Origin of the sequence: Clostridium oryzae (assembly GCF_002029235.1) — a bacterium.
GTDB classification, from domain to species: domain Bacteria; phylum Bacillota; class Clostridia; order Clostridiales; family Clostridiaceae; genus Clostridium_AE; species Clostridium_AE oryzae.
Genome location: NZ_MZGV01000007.1, coordinates 1 through 25,119, shown reverse-complemented (window position 1 = coordinate 25,119; position 25,119 = coordinate 1). Strand labels below are relative to the sequence as shown.

The following is a 25,119-nucleotide window of genomic DNA, read 5'->3' as shown; positions in this document are numbered from 1 at the left end:
TTAATCCTCCTTAAACTTCCACCTTTTCATCATAGTTTTAGATTGCATAAGCTTATATACAAACTTATATGTGAATATTCCGATCACCGCATTATATATCGCCTTATAAAAAATAGCATCAAATTTAGAACTTATACCAATTACAAACAATATGCAAAATACTAATACGCCTTTTACTACAGAAAGTCCTAATGTTAAAAAGACAGGAATTATTCTTCTCTCTTTAAAAATATTCTGTCCAATTGCATAAGCAGCCAAACTAACAAATATATTCAAAAGAGGATTTATGCCAATGATTGAAGAAAAGTAAAAATCTTGCAGTAATCCCACAAATATGGCTAAAACGATTCCTTCTATCATACTTTCATTTAAAGAAAAAAATATTAAAAATATTAAAAGCAAATTTGGATAACTGCCTTTTATCGCAAAAAAAGGCATAAGTGTATTATCTGCAAACCATAATAATACACATATTACAAAAATTATAACTCTCTTCATTTTATCTCTCCACCACTATAACCAGAACTATTTTTATCTTTAGGTATAATTATAGAAACTTCCTGTAATTTATTTAAATCAACGTAAGGCTGCAATATAGCATTTTTCATTACCTTACCTTCATCCTTTTCCACCTTTACAACATAGCCTATTCTTATGCCTTTAGGGTATATATCACCAACATTTTCTGTAGTTACAACATCATTTTCTTTTACAGACGATGACATCGCTAAATTATACATTTTTGCCTGTATCTGATTATGGCTGTTTGTAAAACCTTCCACATAACCTGTCTCATTTGAATTCTGTATTTTTGCTGCTACAGCTATATTTTTACTTCCAAGAGTTTCGACTATAGCACTATCTTTACCAGCTGAGGTAACCTGTCCAACAAGTCCCTCGTAAGTAACAACAACCCTACCAGGTATAACTCCATCGTTTCTTCCCTTATCAATCGTGAATTCATCTATGAGTGAATCTCCACCCCTATTTATTACGTTGCAGGTCACAAAATTGAAATAGCCATTTCTATTCTGAAAATCCAATTCTTTACTGAATCTGTCATTTTGCTTTTTTAATTCATCATACATGAGAGCTTTATATTCCAACTCAGCATTCTTTTTCTTTAGCTGTTCATTTTCCGATTTTACCTGAGAAAAATTAAAAACGAAACTTAGAAAGCTACTCAATTTATTATTAACACTATATACTGCCTTCTGTCCATAGTTAGTGACAACGCCAACAATATCCTCCGCACCGCTTCTTTGATCACGCATCGCGCTTAAGCCTATTAATGCTAAAAATATCACTGACAGTAAAATTATTATTACTGTCAGTTTATTTTTCAAAAACTTCATGGTTAACCTCTTCTTTTACTCATTTTATCAAAAAACTCTAGAGCCTTTCCTGCTCCCAAAGCTACGCAATCCAAAGGAGATTCAGCTATATGAACTGGCATGTGTGTTTCTTCGTTTATCAATCTATCAAGGCCTTTAAGCATAGCCCCGCCCCCTGCAAGCATTATTCCTTTTTCCATAATATCTGCAGCAAGCTCAGGTGGTGTTTTTTCTAGTGTAGTTTTAATAGCTTCAATAATTGTAGCTACAGGCTCTTTTATGGCTTCTCTTATCTGAGCTTCAGTTATTGTAATGGTTTTTGGAAGTCCAGAAATCAAATCTCTTCCCTTTATCTCCATGCTATCTTCTTCTTCTAATTGGAAGGCTGACCCTAGCTGTATCTTAACCATCTCAGCAGTTCTTTCTCCAACCATGAGGTTATATTCTTTCTTTATATAGCTTATTATAGACTGATCCAGCTCATTTCCAGCTATTCTTAAGGACTTACTTGTAACAATTCCATCCAATGAAATAACAGCAACCTCAGTTGTTCCTCCTCCAATGTCAACAATCATGCTTCCTGTTGGTTCATCTACTGGAAGTCCTGCTCCTATAGCTGCAGCCATTGGTTCTTCCATAAGAATTACTTCTCTTACTCCAGCAGATTTAGCAGCTTCATCAATAGCTCTCTTTTCAACCTCCGTTACTCCAGATGGAAAGCAAACTATTATTCTTGGACTAGCAAAAGAACTTCTGCCCATAGCTTTAGTAATGAATTTTTTAAGCATTGTCTGCGTAACATCGAAATCTGCAATAACTCCGTCCTTCATAGGTCTTATAGCAACGATGTTCCCTGGTGTTCTACCAATCATCTTTTTAGCTTCCTCACCTACTGCAAGAACCCTTTTATTTGTATTGTTTATAGCAACCACTGACGGCTCCCTTAAAACTATCCCTTTTCCCTTAACATAAACTAATGTATTTGCTGTGCCTAAGTCTATTCCCATATCTTTTGAAATTCTAAATAATCCCATGAAAAAAATCTCCTTCCAAGTTATAGTATTCCTTTTTCTTTTAAGCTTATATAGTCACCATTACCAATTATTATATGATCCAATAATTCTATTCCAATCAGCTTTCCGCATTCTTTTAATCTCGTTGTTATACTTAAGTCCTCAGAACTAGGTGATGGATCTCCAGACGGATGATTATGACATATTATTATAGATGTAGAAGAGTGCTTTATAGCTTCTTTAAAAACTTCTCTCGGGTGTACTATAGATGAATTCACTGTTCCCACTGAAATATCAAGAACTCTAATAACTATATTTTTTGTGTTAAGCAGTATTACTTTCAGCATTTCTTTCTTTTGATATCGCATGGTATTCATCAATAAATCAGCAGCATTTTTAGGGGAACATATCTTATACTCTTCACCTGATTTATAGGTCATAAAGCGTTTAGATATCTCCGCTATAGCTAGAAGCTGAGAAGCTTTAGCCTCTTTTACCCCTTTAAGTTTCATATATTCTTCTGCACTATAGTTTAATAAATTGTTAAGTCCTCCGCATTCTTTTAATATCCTGTTGCATAAGTTTAATATGTTCTCACCAGAAGTTCCACTTCTAAGTATCAGGGCAAGCAGCTCAGCATTAGATAGAGCTTCAGCTCCATACTTAAGAGCCCTTTCTCTAGGTCTTTCACTTTCAGGTAAATCCATTATTTTAAGACAGTTGTACATTAAAACTACCCCTTTTATAGATTTATCCCCATTTCCCCTAACATATTTTTTAATTTATTTAAAGGCAAACCTACAATATTAAAGAAACAACCATGTATTTCTTCAACAAAAACACCAGCATAGCCTTGTATTGCGTAAGCTCCAGCTTTGCCATAAGGTTCACCGCTGTCAACATATTTGCATATTTGTGCATCATCCAGTTTTGAAAACTTCACAGAAGTTTTCACAAAATCCTTTACGGTTTTATTGCTTACCGTATTAAGTACTGTAACCCCGGTATATACGTAATGAATCTTTCCGCTAAGCTTTTTCAGCATTCTTATGGCATCATCACGATCTTTAGGCTTACCAAGTACTTCCCCCTCTATAGCAACAATAGTATCACTACCTATTATTATAGAAGGCTCAGCTATTTTTGAGAAAACACTTAATGCTTTATTTTCAGATAATTCAACAACATATTTTCCAAAATCCCCTTGAAATTTAATAGTATCCTCATCAAAATTGCTAGGTATAACTATAAAATTTTCGGTAATTCTTTTAAGCAGTTCAAGCCTTCTTGGAGATGATGAAGCTAACACTATTTCCATCGAATCACATCCTAATGTTTTCTATATAATATTATTATTGCCAAAATCATACCTATAATAGACATAATGTTTATACCAAAATTGAAACCTAACGTAAAAGTCATCACTTTTAGGTCTATTGTCATAGGTGAACCTGTTCCAATATGATATACGTGTTTAATAAAATTGAGTTTCGTCATATTTCCTAAAATATCTCCAACAATACTTCCTGATATAGCACCTAAAAAGATTACAAAAGCAAAAAATAATGCCGAACTATTCGAATTCCTCAATTTTATCCCCACCTTTAAACATACATCTAATATAGTTTATCATTTAATAAATGTATAAACAAGATATTTACCCGGTAAATTGCAAAAATTCAGCATAAAACTGAATTTTTACATTGACATATATATTTTATATTGTTTATTGACGAATTTTCATCCTTCAAAGCATTTTTTTTTTTAAATCATTTTGACGTTTTAGATATTTCTTTAAGCATTTTATAAATATATATATAATTATCTTCGCAATTATCTTTTTTCATTTCCTTAGGCATTTTATTTATGTATAATTTATAACTTTTATAGAACTTATAATTACTGCTGTTCTTTTCTGCATGCTTCAGTCCGTTAGCCCATTTTACATATTCTTTAGTTTTAAATTTTACGTCTGCTTTTACAAATTCCATAAGGATCTTAAGATTCCCTTTAATCATTTCAGCTATCAATTTAGTCGTGTTATCCTTTATTGATATATTATAGGTAACTTTTGCTGTAGTTATTTTTTTGCCTTTTAGTCTTTTTAAAATCTTATTATAGTCTTCAGTATTATAGATTCCACATAATACCCTGTATTTTCCATCCTCTTTAATAGTGAAAGGATTAAGAATCTTCTTTAAATCCTTTTGTATAGCCTTAGCATTACCCTTTTTCGCAAAATATCCTGCCTGAACCACAATGAAACTATATTTTTCAGATTGTACAGGTGCCGTATTTGAAGTTGAAGCCCCCTGATTTGAAGATTTAGTTTCAGTGGTTTTCTTTATATCAGTTTTGTTACTGCTACTGGTAGGTACTGCCCTTTTAACATTACTTTCTGTCGGTGATTTTATGAACAGATTAAATATTATTGATCCTATGAAAAAAGCTAATACAATAAGGCTAATAAATATTAACGGCATAGGAATATATGTGTTTCTTTTCCGCCTATAATCATATCTTGTGTATCTCATGCTATAACCCCCTGATATAAATTACTATAGTATATAATATTTATATCAGTTTTCTTTTAGAATGACTTTTCCAAATTTCTTTTTAAAAGTAGCATGTCCTTTTCTTCTTTTCCATTTGAAAAGAAATTTTTCGAAATCCTGTATTCATTAAATTTATTTTTGTTCCAGAACTTTATTGATCCATCATTATCTCCTACAACTCCAGTTATATAATTTGTAATCCCATAATTTTTCTTAAAATAATCGATTATAATTTCTAATATAAAGCTTCCCACACCGTTTCTCCTCAAATCATTTTCTATAATATAACACCATATAAGAAGCTTATCCTCCTCTATTCTCCCTTTAAACACGCCAATTATACAATCATCCTTTATTAGCTTTAAAAATATCTCGTTGCCGCTTATGTAATATTCAACAAGCCTATCCCTCAGTTCACTTATATTAATCCACATAATCTCATAACATTCTCCTACCTGATGCTTCATCCAATTCTCTATATCGTCAAAATCTTCTTTTTCAATATTGGATATAAATATGTCCTCACATGAAATCTCTACATTAAACATATTATCACCACCCATTGAATATAAAATTCTACACTTATCAAAAAATTCCTTTCTAAAAGTATTAATAAAAAGGGAAATGTTGTAGCCTTCTGAGACTTATTCACTCACTAAACTCTGCATTTTTCTATTCTAAATCTCTAAAAAGTCAAAAAACAAAATAGAAAGAGACAGCACCTTATAGTGTATCTCTTTCCATTTGAAGTTTTTTCCATATTGCAGCAATTTTAACGTTGCTTTATTTTTTGTCAGTCTTTTTCTTCCTATTGACTACTAATGAATATATCTTGGAACTTACACCATCCTCAGCAGTTACCTTTATATATGCCTTATTATTGCCAACACTCAAATTTAACTTTTTATTAGCTATCTCTTTTGTGCAGGCCGCATCCTTGTATAATTTCCACGAAGCTTTTTTGCTTACAGAAACCTCTACTTTTATCTTTCCTGTTTTATATTTTACTTTTGCTGATAACTTTGTTCCAGATATTTGAGCTGCTGTTGGTGTCTTAACTTTTAGTATCTTACATTCAGAAGACTGCTTTATAATTTTATCACCTTTAACAATTGTAAAAACGCTGAACTTGGTTACTGTAAATTTAATTCCTAATACACCATCTTTATATTGAACAATTTCACCATGTATAAGTTCCTTATCACCATCACTATGCTCTATATATATCCCAAGTTTGTCCAAAAATGCTTGTCTTTTTTTAGCGTTAGTAGGAATTCCCACACCGTCCAGCGGCAATATAATATCTACAGGTGTTGATGAAAGATTAGTTTCAATAGCCATTGGTCTTCCAATTATTGATAGTGTACCAGTCCTAAAAACTGTGCTTATTACTGATTGTCCTTCAGCCCTATCTACTATCTCTTTTTTTTCCTCATCTGTTTTCATCGGTACTAATTTAAAGTATAAATCTCCGTTTATATTATTAGCTGCATACTGTACTGATTGTGCAGGCAGTTCAACTCTGCCGTTTTCTGTTTCTATACCAATACCTACGCTGCCATCAGCTAAGACGTTTAAGCTTGAATTAGGTATAGCTACAGTTGTTTCAGAAACTTCATCTTGTGCATCCGGTATATTTATAGTTGCCTTCGTCTTACATGCTTCAGACAATTTTTCAACTGTATCTTTTGCTGTATTCTCTCCATAAGTTACAGCATCAGATTTTGTACCATCAGATTCTGTAGTTCTATTTACTGTAATTTGTGAAATTACTCCATCTGAACTTCCACCTGTCACATCTGCTGGAATTTCTTCTACAGTCTCTGATGGTACTGGCGTAGTTGGCGTTACTACAGGTGGAGAAGTTATTGGATTTATTGTCACCGTAAAGCTCTTGCTAACTGTCGCTGCTAATTCATCCGTTACAGAAACTGTGAAAGTAGTAGTTTCAACATTAATTGGAGTACCTGACAATGTTCCATCAGTTGAAAGCGTTAGCCCCTGTGGTAAAGCTCCTGATACCTTTGAATAAGTTTTATTTCCTTTACCTCCCGTAGACGTAATCTTTGTGCTATAAGCAGTTCCAACTGTTCCTGAAGGTAGTGCTGAACTATTTATTGCCAATGGTTCACTACTTGTAGTAAAACTTACATCACTTCCATAACTAACTCCGGCACTATTTTTTGCATAAGCTCTAGCATGGTAGGTTGTATTAGGTTGTAGCGTTGAAAGACTTACTAAAAATGCTCCTGTTCCGCTAGAAGTTGCATTCACCTTTGTATCACTTGCTATAGTTGGATCGGTCTTTGTTCCATATACAACACCTCTTTCAGTAACTACAGAATTACCATCTGACGTAACTTCTCCACCTACTGAAGCAGTGTTATATTTAATTGCTGAAGCAGCAGCCGTAGTTACTACCGGTACATCTATTCCAACTCCTTTTATATTAAAGTAATAAGGATTTTTAGTAACATCATCGCTCGGAATGTTTATTGTAGCTGTTTTGGTTCCAGTTGCAGCTGGATTAAAGGTTACTTCTATGGTTATGCTTCCACCTGCTGTTATTGTTGTACCTGCTGCTGATGGTTTAACTGAGAAGTCATCTTTGTTTGCTCCACTAATTGTTACAGGTCCAATAATAGTAAGAGCTTTCGTTCCATTATTTTTAATTGCATAAGTTTTGGTTATACCAGCCTCACTCAGCTTAAGGGTTCCAAAGTCAGTATCATCTGACACAATTGGCGTAGTATCACCATTTGCTATTATTGTGTTATTACCTTCTATACTTATTACCGGAGCTGCTGTTCCAGTTCCCTGAATATTAAAAGTATAAGAATTTTGTCCACTGTCACTATCGTCATTTGCAATGCTTATTGAAGCTGTTTTCGTTCCTATTGTAGTCGGATCAAAAGTTACTTGAAAAGTTATGCTTCCACCTACTGCAATTGAACTTGCTGTTGGCTGACTGACTGTAAAATCCCCTGCGTTTGTCCCACCTACTGTTACTTTAGGTATACCGCTCAAATTAAGTGCATATGCTCCAGTGCTTTCAATTGTAAAAGTTTTTTTCACACTGCCTGTGGCTATGTCGGCATTTCCAAAGTCCGTATCATCTGACGAACTCGGAGTAATATCTTGGTTTAATATTACTTTGCTATTACCTTTTACATTAATAGCCTTAGCCTTTTGGCTTAATTTAAGTTCTATACCATCAAATTCTATAAATTCTATAGATTCTATAGGTCCTGCTACTGGATCAACGATTGATGGTATATCAGCAATAAGTGATACTCTAATCTTCCTTGTACCTGAAGGTATTGTTCCAGAAGCTGATTTCTGCTGCCAATCCATTATATAATTGCCAGTAGCATCCTTAACTGCATCTGTTGAATAGTCAACTAACGTCTTTGAACCAATTTTCTGATTTCCAGCATCAAAAAAATCTGCTTCTATTTTAGCAGTAGAGTTTGAAAATAATTTACTCATATACCCACTCAGATTAAATGCCACATCACTTGAATCAACCTCTTGTGAAATATCAGATACGTCTATATCTTGATAAGCAGTATCAGTTGAAGCTGCACCTGGGTAGTAATCAAAACTATATCCTCCGTTAGGACTAGGCGTATATCCCATATCGCTAAGATTTTGAAGCGTAAATTTACCATTACTATCCATCCATGGATTTATATTTCCCGCAGCTCCGCCTCCACCGCCATCACCATCACCATTTACTACTAAATTTCGTCCATCATACTTAGATGAATTCCAAGCGTAAACCTTCACCTCACCCAAATTCATCAATATTCCTAATGTCATAAGCAGCATTACTGTTGTAGCAGTAATTTTTTTTATACTTTTTTTCATTTAATATACTTCCCCCTTTTAATTGTTTATTACTATAAATAAATCCTCCTATTATTAATATAATAGCAATGGCCTCTGACAGGATTCTGACAAAAGTAAGAGTTCACTACAAAATATGTTAATTCTCTAGGTTAAATGTTTGCAAAATATATAGTTTTCTTTAGAGCAAAAAAAGTTGCAGCAATCAGCTACAACTTTTCTTATTTTTTCACTTTTATATTCTACAGATATAGGGTTTCTAACTCAACTATCCAAACTTCGTACCAAATCTGAGATGCGCTTTGCTGGGCACATATCATACTCGCTCCTTAAGATTTTTTCAAGCCACTTATAGTAGTTTTTTATATCAGTATGTTTGTTTAATCTCTCCATACTTTTAATCATCCTATAACTTGCTTTTTCATAATATGGTACTATTTTCACAAGTGATTTCAATATCTTTATTGAACTATCATATTGGCCTTCTGAAAAATAAACTTCACTTATTTCATCTAATATGCTTGCAAGTTCTTTTTTCAATTTCTCATTTTTCTCAAAACTCCATATATATCCCTGTTTGCTTAAAAAAACGTCACCAAATATATTAGCTGCCTCTTCCACCGCTCCATATGTTGTTTCATCTTCTGAAGTATAATTAGCTAAAGCTTTATTGAATTCTATATAATCACACTGAGCATTCCTTATAATCAAACAATATTTGTTTCCACTGTAATCCAGCGATACCTTATCCTTTAATTCTGCAAATATTTTTCTTGTCTTATATACTGTAGTCTGCAATATTGGTAAAGCTCTGTGTTTCTCATACTTCGGCCATAAATACTCAATTATCACATCTTTATGAACATAGCTATCCAGATTCATCAGCAATAAAGCAAAGAGTTCTTCTGCTTTGCTTCTCCCCCACTTCACGGGCGTTCCATCTATATTAACTAATAAATCATCAAAACATTTTATAGTTAATGTGCTTGTCCCATTATGCTCAATAAAATTTATTTTGTTTTTTACCTTTTCAATCATAACATTAAAACGTTTTATATTTATTGGTTTCATAATATAATCAAGCGCATTTACATCAAAAGCCTTAACCGCATACTGATCATAAGCGGTGATAAATACGATATTTATTTTAGGATTCTTCTCCATAAGTTTTTCTGCAAGAGTAATGCCATCCATCTCCGGCATATCCACATCAATAAAAGCAAGCTGTGGAGAAATATCATCCGATTCTTCCAGCGCGTCTAAGGGGTTTAAATACTTTCCCTCTACAGCTATACAGCCTGTATCTTTAATTAATTCACTTATTTCCTGAAGATTGTACCATTCATCTTCAACAACTATTGCTCTAATCATCTAAATACTCCTTCGATACTATAGAAAGTAAATATCTATATATCTTGCTTTTGCATATATTCATTAGGAATTGAAAATGTAACTATCGTTCCTTGTCCAACACTACTGATAAGGCTTAAACCTTCACCATAATATCTAACTAACCTTTTATGTACGTTATATATGCCAACTCCCTGCTTAGCATCATTTCCGCTTAGCAAATTGAGTATTCTGCTATCTTCTATACCAACGCCGTCATCTTCAATTTTAAAGCATGTCTTATCTGCTTTTGAGGTTATTTCTAAACTCACGCTTCCGCCCTCCATTTTTCTTAAAATACCATGCCGAATTGCATTCTCAATGAGAGGCTGAAGTATAAGCTTAGGAATTTTCATATTTAAATCGCCACTGCAAAGTAATTGAAAATTAAGCCGTTCTCTAAATCGTGCTTTCTCAATGCTTATGTATGTATTAACAAGTTCTATTTCCTCGTTCAAACTTACCATAACAGATTTATTTCCAGTAGAATATGAATTAGCAAGATACTCACTAAGACTAACTATAAGCTCTTTCGCTGCATATGGATCTCTGGTTATCATCGATGATATCACACTGAGCGTATTATTTATAAAATGTGGTTTAATCTGAGCCTGCAGAAAAAATATTTCATTTGTTTCCGCTTTATCTATTGCATTATTTGCAATAAGCTCCAGCCTTTTTTGCTTTTCCACAAATAAACTTATATCCGTTATCACTAATATTTTGCCAATTTCTAGATTTTCTTCCGCTAGTATGGGTATAATTTCAGCTGAATAGTTTACTCCATAATATTCATATTCAAATTTATTTTTGTCTTCCATTATTCCTGCAAGCTCTAAATGTTTCTCTATAAATGTATTTATTTTATTTTTCTTCAGATAATCAGTAATGTCAGAATATATTTTTTTAAACGCAATATTAGCGTCAATGATATATCCACTTAAATCTATAATTAAAATAGCTTCCTTGGATTGATTAAACACGGTTTCAACAGCTATAGGAACTGCTCTAAAGATTCTGTAATGAAATATGCCATACATGTACAAAATTCCAGTAACACCTGTAAGCACCGGGAAGTAATCAACGCCTAAGTAATTCACATTTGTCGCAGTTAAATATACTGAAAACCATGGAAACATACATGCAATAATCATTACTATATATCCTCTTCTAAGAGGTTTAACTGCTTTTATATACCCATAAATATAAATTGATGTACACAGTATTCCTATCATCGAAATTGAAATCACATTAACTGCATAATAAATAATGGTTTTATGTGTGACTATTACTTGGAAATAACCGTTATAAACAAACTCATAGGAAGATATATACAAATGATTTATACTATTAGAATAAAAAGCGGCAAGCATAAGTACTGGATGATATAACATTATGTAACGTGCTGCCGTTAAAATTTTTTTAGGTGCTCTTATGTAATCCAGACCCATCAATATCCATACATAAGGTAAGATTGCAATAGATATATGTTCTAAATAGAACCAAAACATAGCTAACTTGAGTGTATTTGAATTTATCTCTCCCATATAAGTTGCCATATAGAATACCATTAGGACTGCATTAGCTATAAAATAATTAGCTCCTGGCATTTGCCTTCTTTTACAGGCATAACTAATTAGAACTATTCCGCATATACAGGATGCAAAAAGTACAAATGAGTATAAAAATCTTACTGCATTCATAGTATCTCCTTTAACGTATAGGGAAACACTGCGAAAACTTAACTTATACATGTTCGAAAATTGCAGCATCAAGCGATTATCGTCATGTATAAGTTAATAGTTGAAGCTGTTTCCCTATATTACTCACATTATTATAGCTTATAAATACAAAAACTGCTATACAGAAAATCTGTACAGCAGCTTTTATATGATCACTCTTTTTGCTCTTTTCAGGAAGGTAGTCAAAAGCTTTGCCGTGAGATATTAATCGATAGTGGTTTTTATCCTTTAGCAATTCCTTAACTTCATTTGTTTGCTTTCTTGTGAGTTTTAAATTTATATCAACATCAAACTCTTCTGTAGACGGAAGTTCGAGGCCTTGTAGAATGCCAGATGAATAAGTTTTGTGATCTTTTATTCTTATAAGATATTTCCATCCACGTTCCTGTATATGTGCCATGTTGTTATAAGCTTCATATCCTCTATCAGCTATAATTAATGCGGATGTGTTTATCTTGGAACGGTCTACCATAAGAGTCCCTAATTTTGAATTTTAAAAAATTTTGTTTATTAAAAAGCCTTGATTTTAAAGGCTTATTAAAGTGCGGCGTTTTTGATATTTCTAGCTGATTTTGTTAATAAATAGTCCTAAAAAACTCATAAATCATCAAGAAAAAGGAGCTTCACATCAGCAATTTTTAATTGCTAATGCAACAGCTCCAGATTTAATTTATAGAAAGTAATATTTAAGAACCTTGAAAACTTCATGTTTCCCATACGATTTCTTTCTATAAATCTTTAGGATTGCATAATGTCTATTCTAGTGTTTTGCTATTCCTGTATAAAAAATACAGGAGGTAAACCAGAATGAATGAAACCAAAAACTACAGCAGTTTATGGAAGACATGGCGTCCGAAATGGAAAAGCTCCGTTATTCCAAAAATAACATGCGACATTATCATGAGGTATGGAACAGATATCTGAGGTATACTATCCGCACGGACATTAACCGACATGACATGGAACAGTTCCTGTCTGAATGCTATGGAATTTCTGCTGATATGAATCCGCCAACAAGATACCAGTGCGGCGCTATCAGGGTAATGAACGTGCTGGCCTATTATGCAGAGTTCGAGAAAATCTATATCCGTTTTCCGCTTGCGACTCCACTAAATACTCAGATACCATTTGATTCTATTCTTGCCGAATTTACAGCTACGCTGAAGGAATCCGGTTATGCCGTCTCAACCATCCATACACACGAAAGGGTAATAGTCCGTTTCCTACAGTTCCTCAGGGATGATGACGTCCAGTACGTGCAATTAATTAAAAGTTATCCACAATTGGCAAAATACATAAATTACTAGAGACTAAAAAAACTCCACACGCTTATTTAGTTTTTATCCTAAACAACGTGTGGAGCTTTTTCTGTTTTATAGTATCATCTTTATGATGATTATTTTTATGACTATATCCAAAATACCGCTCGCCCTATTTTGACGCCCTATCTTCAGATAGGTGGGTGTCCTCACTGATACTTCTATCTCCTTAAATACCCTAAGGGATTCACTGAAAGGCACATATCCATATCAAAATATTAAACTCCCTTGCATGAACTGTAGGTTCAAAATAAAGGTTCCCGAATATCCCAGAAATTTATTCGATCGTTTGGTGCGAAAGACGGGACTTGAACCCGTACGATGTTACTCACACGCCCCTCAAACGTGCGCGTCTGCCAGTTCCGCCACTCTCGCATTACTTGGTTATTATATACTAAGACCGTAAATCTGTCCAGTGGTAAATAAATCAATATTTGCTGTTGTTTCTAATAAAGTTGTAAACGTTATACCTAAAGTCTACCCCTTACTCAAGCAACCTTAGTATAATATTTAGTATCTATATAACACTTTATCTCTATCAACAACCTTATTCTACTACGTATTAATTAAATCGTCAATAGAAAAATAAATTGTGATATTTACTTATGTTACGCGCTGTTTCTTTATTTATTCAATACGAACTTCTCAAAATTACGAATGTTTTTTGCTTTATAATTTTCTTGATTACTTCAATCTATTCTTGTACAACAATTTATAGATTTTATAATTTCTTTCTATTTTCCTTACATACCTTTGAGTCTCTCTAAAGGGTATTTTATGTAAAGTAACTCCGTTCTTAGAATACTTTTCATCCTTTAGCCAATTATTAACATTACCTCTTCCTGCATTGTAGGCTGCTAGTACAAGATTCACATCATGAAACTCTTCATTCAAGTTGTTTAAATACCAGCAGCCCATTTTTATATTTGTTTCCTCTTCATTTAGCGAAGCTATAGTGTAATCCTTCATTCCCATCTTTTGAGCTATCCACTTTGCAGTACTGTCGGTTATCTGCATAAGTCCTATTGCATTCTTATGGGAAACTGCCCTGCTCTTAAAATTACTTTCTGCCTTAATAACCGCGGCTACAAGATAGGGGTCTATGTTATACTCCTTAGCATATCTGCTGATAAGCTTATCATATTTCAGCGGATACGTGTTAAATACAACCCATTTAGCCAAAAATAGCGCACATAATATTAAAACTGCTCCGATCAAATATTTTTTTCTCATCTTATACCTCTGTGTAATTTATATTGATAATATTCTAATTATATTCTCTATCTGTGCCTTAGTATTCTCAAAATCACCGCTGCTATCAACTATAAAATCCACATAGTTTTTCTTTTCATCAAGATTCATCTGAGAATTAATTCTGTCCAGTGCTGCCTCCTTATCCATTTTATCTCTTTCCATCACTCTCTTAATCTGATTTTCCTTATCCACCCAGACTAATATATTTATGTCCATATCACCATCTAGCTTGTTTTCTATAAGTGTTGGAGCATCTAACACACATATTTTTTCATCAAGCTTTTCGTACTTGCCAAAGCGCTTATTGATTTCCGTTTTGATAACTGGAATCATTATGTCTTCAAGCTTCTTTCTTTCATGAGGATATTTAAATATAAAATCACCAAGTTTCCTTCTGTTAAGTTCCCCTTTTTCATCGAAAAATGCTTCTCCGAAACAAGCCTTTAACTTACTTATTAGTTCCGGATATAATTTTAGTACGTCTCTTGAGACTACATCAGCGTCAATTACTGATATGCCATTTTCTCTAAATATAGATAATGCATTACTTTTACCCGAACCAATTCCCCCTGTAAGTCCAACTTTTAACATAACGTGTTATTACCTCCGTTTTTTGTGATTTCCTTTTGATTTTATTTAGCAGAATACCATGTATCACCAGTGTTTATATCAACTTCAAGCGGTACCGAAAGCTCTATTACCTGTTCCATCTGTTTTTTTACAATATCTTTTACAATCTGTTCTTCATCCTTATAGACATTTAAAATTAATTCATCATGAACTTGCAGTATAAGAGAAGATTTTAATTTTCTATTCTCTATTTCATTAAATACATTAACCATAGCTAACTTGATTATATCTGCTGCACTTCCCTGTATAGGTGCATTCATTGCAAGTCTATCACCCAATGATTTTACTATTTTATTCGACGCTCTAATCTCAGGGATATATCTTCTTCTATTCAAAAGTGTCTTTACATATTCCTGCTTAGCAGCTTCCCCTACTATATCCTCCATGAATTTTTTAACATTAGGATATCTTTCAAAATAAACATCCATATAATGCTTAGCTTCACTTTTAGGAATTTTTAAATCCTTAGCCAGACTAAAATCGCTTATTCCATACACAATACCAAAATTAACAGCTTTAGCTCTGCTTCTCATTATTGACGTAACTTCATCTATTGGTACTTTAAATACTTCTGAGGCAGTCTTTGTATGAATATCCTTGTGTCCTTTGAATGCATCAATAAGATTCTTATCGTCAGCAATATGAGCTAGCACTCTAAGCTCTATCTGCGAGTAATCCGCTGATAATATTACACATTCACTGTTATCAGGTTCGAATACCTTTCTAATCTCTTTCCCCATCTCATACTTTACAGGTATATTCTGAAGATTAGGCTCTGTACTTGATAGCCTTCCTGTAGTAGTAACTGTCTGATTAAAGTTTGAATGTATCTTACTATCATCTCCGATTACGTTTTTAAGTCCTTCGATATAGGTTGAATAAAGCTTTGTAATCTGCCTGTAATACAATATTTTTTCTATTATAGGATGTTTGTCATAAAGGGCATCCAACACCTCAGCATTTGTTGAATATCCAGTCTTTGTTTTTTTGATCACAGGAAGATCAAGTTTTTCAAACAGTATCTTTCCTAACTGCTTTGGAGAATTTATATTGAATTCCTCTCCAGCCAAATCATATATCTGAGTCTGAGCAGTAGCAATTTCATCGCTAAACTTCTGTTTTAATTCTTCAAGTTTATTTTCATTGACCTTAAATCCTTTTTCTTCCATGCTGGCAAGTACCCTGCAAAGAGGAAGCTCAAGATCATAATACAACTTTTCCATTTCAAACTCAGTAAGCTTACTGTTTAATATCTCGTATAGCTTATTCATATAGTAATTTTCTACCACTTGATCCTTAACATCATCATCACTTGCATCGATTCCAATGTAATTTGAAATAAGCTCTGATAATGGATATTCTCCTTTAGATGAGTCTATTAGATATGCTGCTATCTTAACATCAAAAATCAAACTCTCCATATCTAAATTCAATTTTCTAAGAGCAGTATAAAGGTTTTTCATATCATACCCAACCTTTTTCAGCTCTTTGTTCAGAAACACATTACGTAAAAATGATGCAGCAGCAGCTTTATCCTGTTCAATTAATCTGCTTACTTCAACTACATAGCTGCCATCTTTCTCTAATGTAAAAACAATATGATCTATATTCATTTTTGAATATGCAGTACTGTTTGATATATACGGTGTCACGAAAATCAGCCCTTTAGCAGCCTTAACTTTTTCGGAAAGGTTATTAAGAGCAGCTACGTTATCTATATTCTCAAACGCAACTTCTTCCTTAGCTTCAGCAGTTTCTGCTGCTTCAGGAAGCTTATCCAGCAGCGACTTAAATTGAAGCCTGTAGAACAGTTTTCTAAGTTCCTCTGCATTATAATTTTCCTGTGACTTTATGTCTTCCATATCTATTTCAACTGGAACATCAGTAACTATTGTTGCCAGTTTTTTACTGAATATAGCTGTTTCCACATTATCTTTTATGTTTTCTTTAAGCTTTTTACCCGGTATATTCTCTACATTTTCTATTACACTTTCTATGCTCTTATACTGGGAAATAAGTTTAAATGCTGTCTTCTCACCTATTCCAGGAACTCCAGGTATATTATCAGAGGTATCCCCCATAAGTCCTTTTACGTCTATAAATTCTTTTGGTGTCACACCAAAATCTTCTATCATCCTTTTTCTATCATATATCTCTTTTTCAGTAATACCTTTCTTTGTAATAACTACCTTTGTTGTATCTGTAGCAAGCTGAAGAGCGTCTCTATCTCCCGTTACTATATAAACCTCTATACCTTTTTTTTCAGCAAAAACTGCCAATGTGCCTATCAGATCATCAGCTTCAAAACCATCTATTTCAAAACAATTTATGGCAAAGTATTTGAGCATATCCTTTACAACTGGAAATTGTTCAGCAAGTTCATCAGGCATTTTCTTTCTTCCGGCCTTATAGTCATCATACTGTTTATGCCTAAACGTTGGTGCTTTCCTATCAAAGGTACAAACTATATAATCAGGCTCTATCTCTTCTCTCATTTTAATTAACATATTAGCAAAACCATATACTGCATTTGTATGTAAACCCTCCGAATTAGTTAAAGGAGGCAGTGCATAAAAAGCTCTATTCATAAGACTGTTTCCATCTAAAATCAATAATTTTTCCATCTTTAATTCTCCCCATAAAATATGAATATATATCTTATATTCTACCCTTATTTGAATTTTTAGTCTACAATCTAAATAAAAGGCGAACTAAATGCTCTAGACGAAATAGTTAGGAAAAAGTGCATTAAATAGATATGAGAGTTAAGAGTAAAGAGAAAAGAGTAAAGTGAAGGTTAAAATTCAGCCATGCTGAATTTTGATTGTATAGAGACTCCTAATTATTTTGATAATCCTTTTGTAATACTATGTATAGCCTTAGTTATTAAAAATTATCTGCTGATACTCAGATTTAAATTTTCAGAAATTCTGCATAGCAGAATTTCTTCATTCACTTTACTCTTTACTCTCTACTCTCTACTCTTTACGCTTTTCTCTTCTATTTAATCACTATGCTGTAGCTGCAGCTGAAACTTTCTGCTGGAGCTAGTTTATTTATTCCTTTTTTGTTCTCAATATTTCCACTGCAATTTTCATTATCTGATACACCGTACCAAGGTTCAATGCACACAAAAGGTGCGCCTTCAAGTTTTGACCACAGTCCTACAAAAGGGAAGCCTGCAAGTTCTACTGTTACCGACTTACTATTTTTATGACTCTTAAGCGCTATAGTTTTTGACTTTATATTTTCAATAATTAACGCATCATGTTTAAATACATCTTTGCTAAGCTCTATTTTACTCTCTGGATTCTTAAAATCATATAGTTCTTGGCACAGTACTCCATCCTTAAAATCGTAAGTATGCAGCACTTCTTTCTGTTCAAATTCTAGATAATAATCCTCCATTTTTTCTCCAACCATCAATGGACAATTAAAGCCAGGATGACCGCCTATTGAAAAGAACATTTCCTTATCGTCCTCATTGATTACAGTATATCTAACATTAATTTTATTTCCATCAAGCTCATACCTTATCTTTAGTTTAAATTTAAATGGATATCTCTTTAACGTCTCTTCATTATATCCAAACTCTAACTCGACAGCATTGCTACCGCCTTCAGCCACCCCAAATACATTATCTCTTGCAAAACCATGCTGATTAAGTTCATAGGTTTTACCATCATATGTATAATGATTATCTTTTAATCTTCCAACTATAGGGAAAAGTACTGGTGCATGCCTATTCCAGTATGTACTATCTGCTGTCCAAAGATACTCAGTACCATCTTTCTTCAACTTAATACTTAATAGTTCAGCCCCTTTCTCTGCAATTTCAACTTTAAGTATATTATTTTCTACGCTTACCATGCTACATTGCTCCTTACTTATTACAACGTTGATTATATATTTGTAATGCTCTTCCTATAAATCTTGCAAAGCCGTCTTCTCCACTTTCTTCATCAGTAACTTCATCATCCATTTCAATAAAATATTTACCTGTAGCTATATCAATGGATATGGAATCCAATGGGAACCCTTTTGTCATCTTAGGATAAGGCTTATCCGTTATTATAAATTTATCTAAGCCAATATCCTCCCCGTCATATTTAAAAATATTATTATCATCCATAATTAAACAAATCGCATTTCTATATTGCGCTTTAACACTGCCGCCAAGTTCCTTAGCTAGATTGGTATAATACTCCAGCATTTGCTCATCATCTAATTCAATGCCGCCATCCGCTCTTCTTACGTAAACCCCTGGCTGCCTGCTCTCCTCAAGTCCATCAATATACAATCCAGTATCACAGGAAAATAAGGGAATCCTATACTTATCATAATATGCTTTTGCTTTTATCACAGCATTTTCAAGCGGATTGTTTCCCGTCTCTTCCACTGATATTTTCTCTATATTAAGTTCATTTAAGCCAACAACTTCAACATCAATATTCCTCAATCGTCTTTTCATGCTGTCAAGTTTTCCAGCATTTGTCGTTCCATATAAAAGCCTCAAACCCTCATCTCCCCTAAACTAATTAGAAAACAAAATTGCCGTTTCTAAATACCGGCACCTCTTCACCATTTACAGTTATTCCAGTTATGTCAAGCTCCTCTGTTCCTACCATAAAATCTACATGAGTCATCGAATCATTAGCACCTTCTTTTTCAAGCTGCTCTTCACTCATTTCAGATCCGCCTTTTAGACATGTAGGATATGCTTTTCCTATAGCAAGGTGACAGGATGCATTTTCATCAAAAAGGGTATTATAGAATAATATCTTACTATTGGATATTGGGGAATCATACTGAACTAATGCTACTTCACCAAGGTAATGACTGCCCTCATCAGTTTCAATTAAGTGTTTTAATGTACTATATCCCTTCTCTGCTGTGTAATCTACTATTCTTCCATCTTTAAATGTTATCGAAAAATTATCAATAAGATTTCCATTATAATTTAAAGGCTTTGAACTAACTACCTTTCCATTAACACCAGTTTTTAATGGCATAGTAAATATCTCCTCTGTAGGAATGTTAGCAATAAATTCTATACCGTCTTCACTATAAGATGAAACACCTGCCCATATAGCCTTTGGATTTAATTCTATCTTTAAATCTGTACCTACAGAATTTTTATACACAAGATATTTAAAATTGTACCTGTTCATTATATCTACGCGCTTTTTACCTGCATGTTTATGCTCATTCCATGCCTCCACTGCATCTCCCTCATTGATTCTGGTAACGCTGAATATAGCCTTCCATAAAAGCTCTACAGCTTCCTCTTCTGCTGCATGTGGAAACACCTTTTTAGCCCAGCTCTTTGTCGGGACAGAAACAACACACCACGCATTCTTATCATTCATAAGTTTTTCCCTGTAATACTTTTTTCCAATGCTGTTTGCTCTTGTTCCGCGCACAATTCTGCTTTCGTCTACCCCTCTCATAATTTCTGGGTCTGCCGCATCAATGCTTAAAAATGCTGCTTTCTTGTCTATATATTCCTGATAAAATTTCTTGCTCCATTCCGGAAATTCATCAAATATATCCTCATGTTTAGCTTCAGTATACTTAATTCTTGTAGAAATCTCATCATTCCAATTCATAACCACTTCTCGCGCACCGCTTTTATACGCAACTTCTGCTGCTAATCTGGCAAACTCAGCACATTCTATAGGAGAATTTATAACAAGAGTCTGATTATCTTGAATGTTTATTCCTTCTTTTATGATTACTTCTGCATATTTCTGTAAATATTCTTTGTTCATGTCTCATCCTCTTTTCTAATATATAAGTTTCTAAAGTTCTAATAGATTCTGACTCCTAAAAGATCCTAGGGTCAAATCTACTTTTAGAAGTCACAATGTAAGAATTTTATTAGAACTTATATATATTACTATAATAATTATTAATATACTTCTCATTCATATATATCTTTATTTATATATATCTAATTTAGCCTTATTCGGTAATAATTATATATTATAGAATATTTATTTACAATAAAAATGCCCTGACAGCAGTTTATTTTTGTATTATCTATAAAACATTAATATTTATATAAAGTTGTGCCAGCAAAACACCGCATGGTATAATATGTATACAGATTTTAAATAAAATAAACATAATATCAAATAGAAACTTTATAAGTAAAAAGGAGTAGCTATGAAACTATCGGTGTTTTATGACCATATACTTGAAGCAGCAAAACAAACGGGTTTAAGCACACAGCAAGTACTTAAAACTGCCAAAGACAGCGGCATTAACGGTATTGAAATAAACTTAACCTGCTTATTAAAAGATGAAGAAAGAATAATTCAAGAGATAAAAGAAGCAGATATGTGCATCAGTTGTATTTATGAATTTCATAACTTTGAAAAATCTATTGATATTTCCTATGGTAAAACACATATCGATACAGCAAGACGTGTTGGAGCCAAAAAGATTTTACTAGTACCTGGCTTTGTGTCGGAAGTCCAAGCAGCCCTCTTGCGAATACCAAATGCATCTTATCCTGAAGTAGCTCAGGCCATGGAACAAAATGAAAATGTACAAAAAATTAAAAGAACTATTGTTAAACTTATACCCTATGCGAAAGAAAGAGACATCTCAATAACTTTAGAAGATTTTGATGCTGTAACAGCACCATTTTCCACATTAAATCAGCTAAGATGGTTTATGGAACAAGCAGAAGGTTTGAAATTTACAATGGATATTGGAAATTTTGCATTTAGCGATGAAGACGCTTATGAAGCATATAGTAAATTAAAAAAATACGTAGTACATATGCACTGCAAAGACCGAGGTAAGGAGACGAATGTTTCTAAGTACAATAAACATAATCAAGGTCTTGCTGCCTGTGCAGTAGGCGATGGTTATATGCCAATAGAAAAAATAGTAAAGGATCAAATTGCGGAAGGATATGATGGATTTTTTGCTATCGAACATTTCGGCGTAGCTGATCAATTATCATGCATTAAGAAGTCAGCATTATATCTGCGTACGCTTTAGCAGGAGGTTATTTATGAAAATTACGATATGGAATGAATTTATACACGAAAATGAATATGAAGCCATTCATAAAATATATCCTGATGGCATTCATAACTGTATTAAAGGTTTTTTGCAAAAAGAAGAAGATTTTTCAGTCAGAACAGCAACTCTTGATATGCCTGAATGTGGACTTTCAGAAGAAGTTCTAAATGATACAGATGTTTTAATCTGGTGGGCACACTGTGCTCACGATAAAGTACCGGATAAAATTGCAGAACGTGTAAAAAAATATGTATTGCAAGGAATGGGATTTATTCCACTGCATTCGGCTCATCTTTGTAAACCGTTGCAGCTATTGCTTGGAACCTCTCTTTGCCTTCGATGGAAACATGGAGATAGGGAGCTAGTTAAATGTATCTCTCCCTCACATCCTATTGCAAAAGGTGTCGCAGAAGGATTTGCATTGGAACACGAAGAAATGTATGGGGAATACTTTGATATTCCTAAACCAGATGATGTCGTATTCATCGGCTGGTTTGCTAGCGGCGAAGTATTTCGAAGCGGCTGCACCTGGTCAAGAGGAAGAGGGAAAATTTTCTACTTTCAACCTGGACATGAGGAATACCCTATTTATTATGATTCAAACATACAAAGGGTCATTATTAATGCCGTTCGCTGGGCAAAACCTGTGAATCACTTAGAAAAACCATATGACTGCACCGAAGTAAAATAGCATGAAAACAATTTTTTACTTCACTATAAACATTAAAGGCAGACTAAAATCTTTTATCCACGTTAAAATAAACAGTTGACTTTTTATTTTAAAAGCTCTATACTTTTTTTAATAAATTTATTAATATCTATGATGGAAAGAGTAAATAGTAAATTTCAATTACAGAGAGTCGGGATAGCTGAGAACCTGACAGTGTAAATTTCTATTGAAGGACATTCCTGAGATGCCTGTCTGAAAGCTTTTGTTATTAGGTCAGGTCGGCTTCCAACGTTAACTGGAATAAAGCGAGTCTTTACGATTAATAAGGATGGTACCGTGGGCATATATCTCACTCCTGTATGGAGTGGGATTTTTTTATTAAATGCGCAGACTTTTGATGTGTTATTTAACCCCTATTATCCTATTTATCTTTAGACTAACTTGGGTGGTACCGCGAATTCTTTCGTCCCTTGAAATTAATTTTTCAAGGGATTTTTTCATTACTGAAGCAGGTTATGTGTCCGGAAACATATACTTGCCTCAAAAATTAAAATTCTGGAGGTAATTTTATGGATAGAACTATGATTAATCAAATAGAAAAATTTAATAATGAAACTGTGTGTATAAAAGGCTGGCTGCATAGAACAAGAAAGCTCAGCAAAATTGCCTTTATTCAGCTTAGAGACAGAACAGGGCTTATTCAATGCGTAGTAAGCAAAGATAGGTTTGAACAAATAAAGAATTTAAAACTTGAAAGCATCTTAGAAATAATTGGTAAAGTATCTGAAAGTACAAATTCTACAGGAAATTATGAAATTCAAGTAGACTCTCTCAATATACTATCTGCCGTAACTGAGGATATGCCAATAGAAATAAATACTGAAGATATGAATATAAACATCGATACTGAGCTTAATCACAGAGTATTGAGTCTTAGAAATGTAAAAAACAAAGCTATTTTCGAAATACAAGCACAAATCTCTGAAAGTTTCAGACGCTTCTTAACTAGCAGAAGCTTTACAGAAATTTTTACTTCAAAAATAGTTGCTCAGGGAGCTGAAGGCGGAACAGCCTTATTTAAAGTTAAGTATTTCGAAAAAGATGCCTACCTTACTCAAAGTCCGCAATTTTATAAACAGATGATGGTAGGTGCAGGCTTTGAACGAGTATTTGAAGTAGCCCATGTATATAGAGCCGAAGAGCATAACACTGTGCGTCATTTAAATGAATATGTCAGTATGGATTTAGAAATGGGTTTTATTAAAGATGAAACTGAACTTATTGAATTAGAAACTCAATTTTTGAAATACATGCTGCTGGAATTAAAAAATAATTACAGTAAACAGCTTGAACTTTTAGGAGCAGAGCTTCCTGTAATTGAAGGAAAAATACCTTGTCTTAAACTTAGCGACGCAATAAATATTTTAAAACAGGAATATGGAAAAAATGAACTTGAAAATGATCTGGACCCAGAAGGTGAGAAACTAATAAGCGACTACGTTAAAAACAAATTTGACTCTGATTTTGTATTTCTTACGCATTATCCCATAAGCAAAAGGCCTATGTACACTATGCCGCTGGATACTTCGGTTACAAGGAGCTTTGACCTTATCTTTAGAGGACTTGAAATAACCACAGGCGGTCAAAGGATAAATGATTACAATATGCTTAAACAGAGCATGATAAATAAAGGCTTAAATCCGGAAGATTTCTCAGATTACATGAATGTATTTAAGTATGGTATGCCTCCTCACGGCGGGCTTGCCATAGGACTTGAGCGAATCACCTGCCAACTGCTGGGATATAGAAACGTAAGATATGGCTCTTTATTTCCGCGCGACAGAACAAGAGTCACTCCTTAGCGCTTCAAATAAGTATATTACTAACCAACGATGGGGGTATGACCTACCTGTCATTGCGCCCTTCGGGTTCTGTAAATTAAATAGCTGTTAATTATTTAATGTATCTTTTAAATATAAACTAAGTGCTATTGGATAAACGTTATTCTATCGAATAACAATTTTTTAATTTCTTCGAAGAAAACTAAAGTGCATCGCTAATTTTTTAGAAAGATAAAAAACCTCTTTTTAATTTGGAAATTGCTAAAACTAATATCCATTTTAATAGAGATAACCTTAAAAAGCTATCTAAGCAGGACAGGTCTTGGCTTCGAAGACCTGCTTCTTCGTAGAGCCCTGTCACGATTAATAGGCTTTTAAGTAGTTGGATTATTAAAAGAAAGTTAATTATAACAGTTTCCATATTGAAGAGAAGCCTTTAACTCTCTTTATAATTAAGATCTCACTTAATAATCTACGAAGAAAAA

At 33.4% G+C, this 25,119-nt stretch carries 22 protein-coding genes, 1 tRNA gene, 1 other RNA gene and 1 other annotated feature; of the genes, 4 read left to right on the top strand and 20 right to left on the bottom strand.

Going from position 1 to position 25,119, the window contains the following annotated elements; genetic code table 11:
- The 12 genes from mreD to CLORY_RS04710 all read right to left on the bottom strand — a co-directional run bounded on the left by mreD (window position 1) and on the right by CLORY_RS04710 (window position 12,354).
- A complete protein-coding gene (gene mreD / locus CLORY_RS04765) occupies window positions 1–498 on the bottom strand; it encodes a rod shape-determining protein MreD (RefSeq protein WP_079422369.1) in 498 nt (165 codons plus the stop codon).
- Window positions 495–1,355, bottom strand: a complete 861-nt coding sequence (gene mreC, locus CLORY_RS04760; RefSeq protein ID WP_079422368.1) for a rod shape-determining protein MreC — start codon at window positions 1,353–1,355, stop codon at window positions 495–497. Before mreC ends, mreD begins: the two co-directional genes overlap by 4 nt.
- Before the next feature lie 2 nt (window positions 1,356–1,357).
- On the bottom strand, window positions 1,358–2,368 hold the full coding sequence (locus CLORY_RS04755; RefSeq protein WP_079422367.1) for a rod shape-determining protein: 1,011 nt from the start codon (window positions 2,366–2,368) through the stop codon (window positions 1,358–1,360).
- A 20-nt stretch (window positions 2,369–2,388) separates the two neighbouring features.
- Window positions 2,389–3,075, bottom strand: a complete 687-nt coding sequence (gene radC / locus CLORY_RS04750; protein ID WP_079422366.1) for a RadC family protein — start codon at window positions 3,073–3,075, stop codon at window positions 2,389–2,391.
- Window positions 3,076–3,089: 14 nt separating this feature from the next.
- On the bottom strand, window positions 3,090–3,665 hold the full coding sequence (locus CLORY_RS04745; RefSeq protein ID WP_079422365.1) for a Maf-like protein: 576 nt from the start codon (window positions 3,663–3,665) through the stop codon (window positions 3,090–3,092).
- An 11-nt stretch (window positions 3,666–3,676) separates the two neighbouring features.
- Complete coding sequence (locus CLORY_RS23705) at window positions 3,677–3,937, bottom strand: DUF4321 domain-containing protein (RefSeq protein WP_242954338.1); 261 nt, start codon at window positions 3,935–3,937, stop codon at window positions 3,677–3,679.
- A gap of 179 nt (window positions 3,938–4,116) precedes the next feature.
- Complete coding sequence (locus tag CLORY_RS04735) at window positions 4,117–4,881, bottom strand: SPOR domain-containing protein (RefSeq protein WP_079422364.1); 765 nt, start codon at window positions 4,879–4,881, stop codon at window positions 4,117–4,119.
- Window positions 4,882–4,937: 56 nt separating this feature from the next.
- Complete coding sequence (locus CLORY_RS04730) at window positions 4,938–5,450, bottom strand: GNAT family N-acetyltransferase (protein WP_169911532.1); 513 nt, start codon at window positions 5,448–5,450, stop codon at window positions 4,938–4,940.
- Between the two features lie 235 nt (window positions 5,451–5,685).
- Entirely contained in the window at window positions 5,686–8,772 is a 3,087-nt protein-coding gene (locus tag CLORY_RS04725) for a choice-of-anchor D domain-containing protein (protein WP_079422362.1), read from the bottom strand.
- A gap of 243 nt (window positions 8,773–9,015) precedes the next feature.
- Window positions 9,016–10,122 carry a response regulator gene (locus tag CLORY_RS04720; protein ID WP_079422361.1) on the bottom strand — a complete coding sequence of 369 codons (1,107 nt, stop codon included), beginning with the start codon at window positions 10,120–10,122 and terminating at the stop codon, window positions 9,016–9,018.
- A gap of 35 nt (window positions 10,123–10,157) precedes the next feature.
- Window positions 10,158–11,843: a sensor histidine kinase gene (locus CLORY_RS04715; protein WP_079422360.1), complete on the bottom strand. Its 1,686-nt coding sequence runs from the start codon at window positions 11,841–11,843 to the stop codon at window positions 10,158–10,160.
- Between the two features lie 82 nt (window positions 11,844–11,925).
- Window positions 11,926–12,354 carry a transposase gene (locus CLORY_RS04710; RefSeq protein ID WP_079422359.1) on the bottom strand — a complete coding sequence of 143 codons (429 nt, stop codon included), beginning with the start codon at window positions 12,352–12,354 and terminating at the stop codon, window positions 11,926–11,928.
- 364 nt (window positions 12,355–12,718) lie between these two features.
- Between CLORY_RS04710 and CLORY_RS04705 the strand changes: the two genes are divergently transcribed.
- Window positions 12,719–13,189: a hypothetical protein gene (locus CLORY_RS04705; protein ID WP_139375959.1), complete on the top strand. Its 471-nt coding sequence runs from the start codon at window positions 12,719–12,721 to the stop codon at window positions 13,187–13,189.
- 100 nt (window positions 13,190–13,289) lie between these two features.
- On the opposite strand, the gene ssrS is transcribed toward CLORY_RS04705, so the two are convergent.
- From ssrS to CLORY_RS04665, 8 genes are all read right to left on the bottom strand, one after another.
- A non-coding RNA gene (gene ssrS, locus CLORY_RS04700) (6S RNA) lies at window positions 13,290–13,480 on the bottom strand.
- A gap of 11 nt (window positions 13,481–13,491) precedes the next feature.
- Window positions 13,492–13,576, bottom strand: a tRNA-Leu gene (locus tag CLORY_RS04695).
- Window positions 13,577–13,885: 309 nt separating this feature from the next.
- Entirely contained in the window at window positions 13,886–14,434 is a 549-nt protein-coding gene (locus CLORY_RS04690; protein WP_079422357.1) for a lytic transglycosylase domain-containing protein, read from the bottom strand.
- A gap of 18 nt (window positions 14,435–14,452) precedes the next feature.
- Entirely contained in the window at window positions 14,453–15,046 is a 594-nt protein-coding gene (coaE, locus tag CLORY_RS04685; RefSeq protein WP_079422356.1) for a dephospho-CoA kinase, read from the bottom strand.
- A gap of 41 nt (window positions 15,047–15,087) precedes the next feature.
- Window positions 15,088–17,709 (bottom strand): DNA polymerase I, encoded by a 2,622-nt coding sequence (gene polA / locus CLORY_RS04680; protein ID WP_079422355.1) that lies wholly within the window; start codon window positions 17,707–17,709, stop codon window positions 15,088–15,090.
- Window positions 17,710–18,085: 376 nt separating this feature from the next.
- Window positions 18,086–18,955 carry an aldose 1-epimerase family protein gene (locus CLORY_RS04675; protein WP_079422354.1) on the bottom strand — a complete coding sequence of 290 codons (870 nt, stop codon included), beginning with the start codon at window positions 18,953–18,955 and terminating at the stop codon, window positions 18,086–18,088.
- 13 nt (window positions 18,956–18,968) lie between these two features.
- Window positions 18,969–19,601 (bottom strand): non-canonical purine NTP pyrophosphatase, encoded by a 633-nt coding sequence (locus CLORY_RS04670; RefSeq protein WP_079422353.1) that lies wholly within the window; start codon window positions 19,599–19,601, stop codon window positions 18,969–18,971.
- Window positions 19,602–19,623: 22 nt separating this feature from the next.
- The gene (locus CLORY_RS04665) at window positions 19,624–20,856 is read right to left on the bottom strand and encodes an aminopeptidase (protein WP_079422352.1); all 1,233 of its coding nucleotides are present in this window, start codon (window positions 20,854–20,856) and stop codon (window positions 19,624–19,626) included.
- 397 nt (window positions 20,857–21,253) lie between these two features.
- Between CLORY_RS04665 and CLORY_RS04660 the strand changes: the two genes are divergently transcribed.
- The 3 genes from CLORY_RS04660 to aspS all read left to right on the top strand — a co-directional run bounded on the left by CLORY_RS04660 (window position 21,254) and on the right by aspS (window position 24,655).
- Window positions 21,254–22,099, top strand: a complete 846-nt coding sequence (locus tag CLORY_RS04660) for a sugar phosphate isomerase/epimerase family protein (RefSeq protein WP_079422351.1) — start codon at window positions 21,254–21,256, stop codon at window positions 22,097–22,099.
- A gap of 13 nt (window positions 22,100–22,112) precedes the next feature.
- Window positions 22,113–22,814, top strand: coding sequence for a ThuA domain-containing protein (locus tag CLORY_RS04655; RefSeq protein WP_079422350.1), 702 nt, complete (start codon window positions 22,113–22,115; stop codon window positions 22,812–22,814).
- Window positions 22,815–22,934: 120 nt separating this feature from the next.
- Window positions 22,935–23,153, top strand: a binding site (T-box leader).
- 209 nt (window positions 23,154–23,362) lie between these two features.
- The gene (aspS, locus tag CLORY_RS04650) at window positions 23,363–24,655 is read left to right on the top strand and encodes an aspartate--tRNA(Asn) ligase (protein WP_079422349.1); all 1,293 of its coding nucleotides are present in this window, start codon (window positions 23,363–23,365) and stop codon (window positions 24,653–24,655) included.
- Window positions 24,656–25,119: the final 464 nt, after the last annotated feature.

Excerpts from the sequence above, each read along its gene's own strand:
- polA (WP_079422355.1), bottom strand. The coding sequence starts at position 17,709 with ATGGAAAAATTATTGATTTTAGATGGAAACAGTCTTATGAATAGAGCT.
- CLORY_RS04755 (WP_079422367.1), bottom strand. The coding sequence starts at position 2,368 with ATGGGATTATTTAGAATTTCAAAAGATATGGGAATAGACTTAGGCACA.
- CLORY_RS04720 (WP_079422361.1), bottom strand. The coding sequence starts at position 10,122 with ATGATTAGAGCAATAGTTGTTGAAGATGAATGGTACAATCTTCAGGAA.
- CLORY_RS04665 (WP_079422352.1), bottom strand. The coding sequence starts at position 20,856 with ATGAACAAAGAATATTTACAGAAATATGCAGAAGTAATCATAAAAGAA.
- CLORY_RS04655 (WP_079422350.1), top strand. The coding sequence starts at position 22,113 with ATGAAAATTACGATATGGAATGAATTTATACACGAAAATGAATATGAA.
- CLORY_RS04715 (WP_079422360.1), bottom strand. The coding sequence starts at position 11,843 with ATGAATGCAGTAAGATTTTTATACTCATTTGTACTTTTTGCATCCTGT.
- CLORY_RS04730 (WP_169911532.1), bottom strand. The coding sequence starts at position 5,450 with ATGTTTAATGTAGAGATTTCATGTGAGGACATATTTATATCCAATATT.
- CLORY_RS04690 (WP_079422357.1), bottom strand. The coding sequence starts at position 14,434 with ATGAGAAAAAAATATTTGATCGGAGCAGTTTTAATATTATGTGCGCTA.
- CLORY_RS04745 (WP_079422365.1), bottom strand. The coding sequence starts at position 3,665 with ATGGAAATAGTGTTAGCTTCATCATCTCCAAGAAGGCTTGAACTGCTT.
- CLORY_RS04705 (WP_139375959.1), top strand. The coding sequence starts at position 12,719 with ATGGAAGACATGGCGTCCGAAATGGAAAAGCTCCGTTATTCCAAAAAT.
- CLORY_RS04735 (WP_079422364.1), bottom strand. The coding sequence starts at position 4,881 with ATGAGATACACAAGATATGATTATAGGCGGAAAAGAAACACATATATT.
- CLORY_RS04660 (WP_079422351.1), top strand. The coding sequence starts at position 21,254 with ATGAAACTATCGGTGTTTTATGACCATATACTTGAAGCAGCAAAACAA.
- aspS (WP_079422349.1), top strand. The coding sequence starts at position 23,363 with ATGGATAGAACTATGATTAATCAAATAGAAAAATTTAATAATGAAACT.
- CLORY_RS04710 (WP_079422359.1), bottom strand. The coding sequence starts at position 12,354 with ATGGTAGACCGTTCCAAGATAAACACATCCGCATTAATTATAGCTGAT.
- CLORY_RS04725 (WP_079422362.1), bottom strand. The coding sequence starts at position 8,772 with ATGAAAAAAAGTATAAAAAAAATTACTGCTACAACAGTAATGCTGCTT.
- coaE (WP_079422356.1), bottom strand. The coding sequence starts at position 15,046 with ATGTTAAAAGTTGGACTTACAGGGGGAATTGGTTCGGGTAAAAGTAAT.
- mreC (WP_079422368.1), bottom strand. The coding sequence starts at position 1,355 with ATGAAGTTTTTGAAAAATAAACTGACAGTAATAATAATTTTACTGTCA.
- radC (WP_079422366.1), bottom strand. The coding sequence starts at position 3,075 with ATGTACAACTGTCTTAAAATAATGGATTTACCTGAAAGTGAAAGACCT.
- CLORY_RS04675 (WP_079422354.1), bottom strand. The coding sequence starts at position 18,955 with ATGGTAAGCGTAGAAAATAATATACTTAAAGTTGAAATTGCAGAGAAA.
- mreD (WP_079422369.1), bottom strand. The coding sequence starts at position 498 with ATGAAGAGAGTTATAATTTTTGTAATATGTGTATTATTATGGTTTGCA.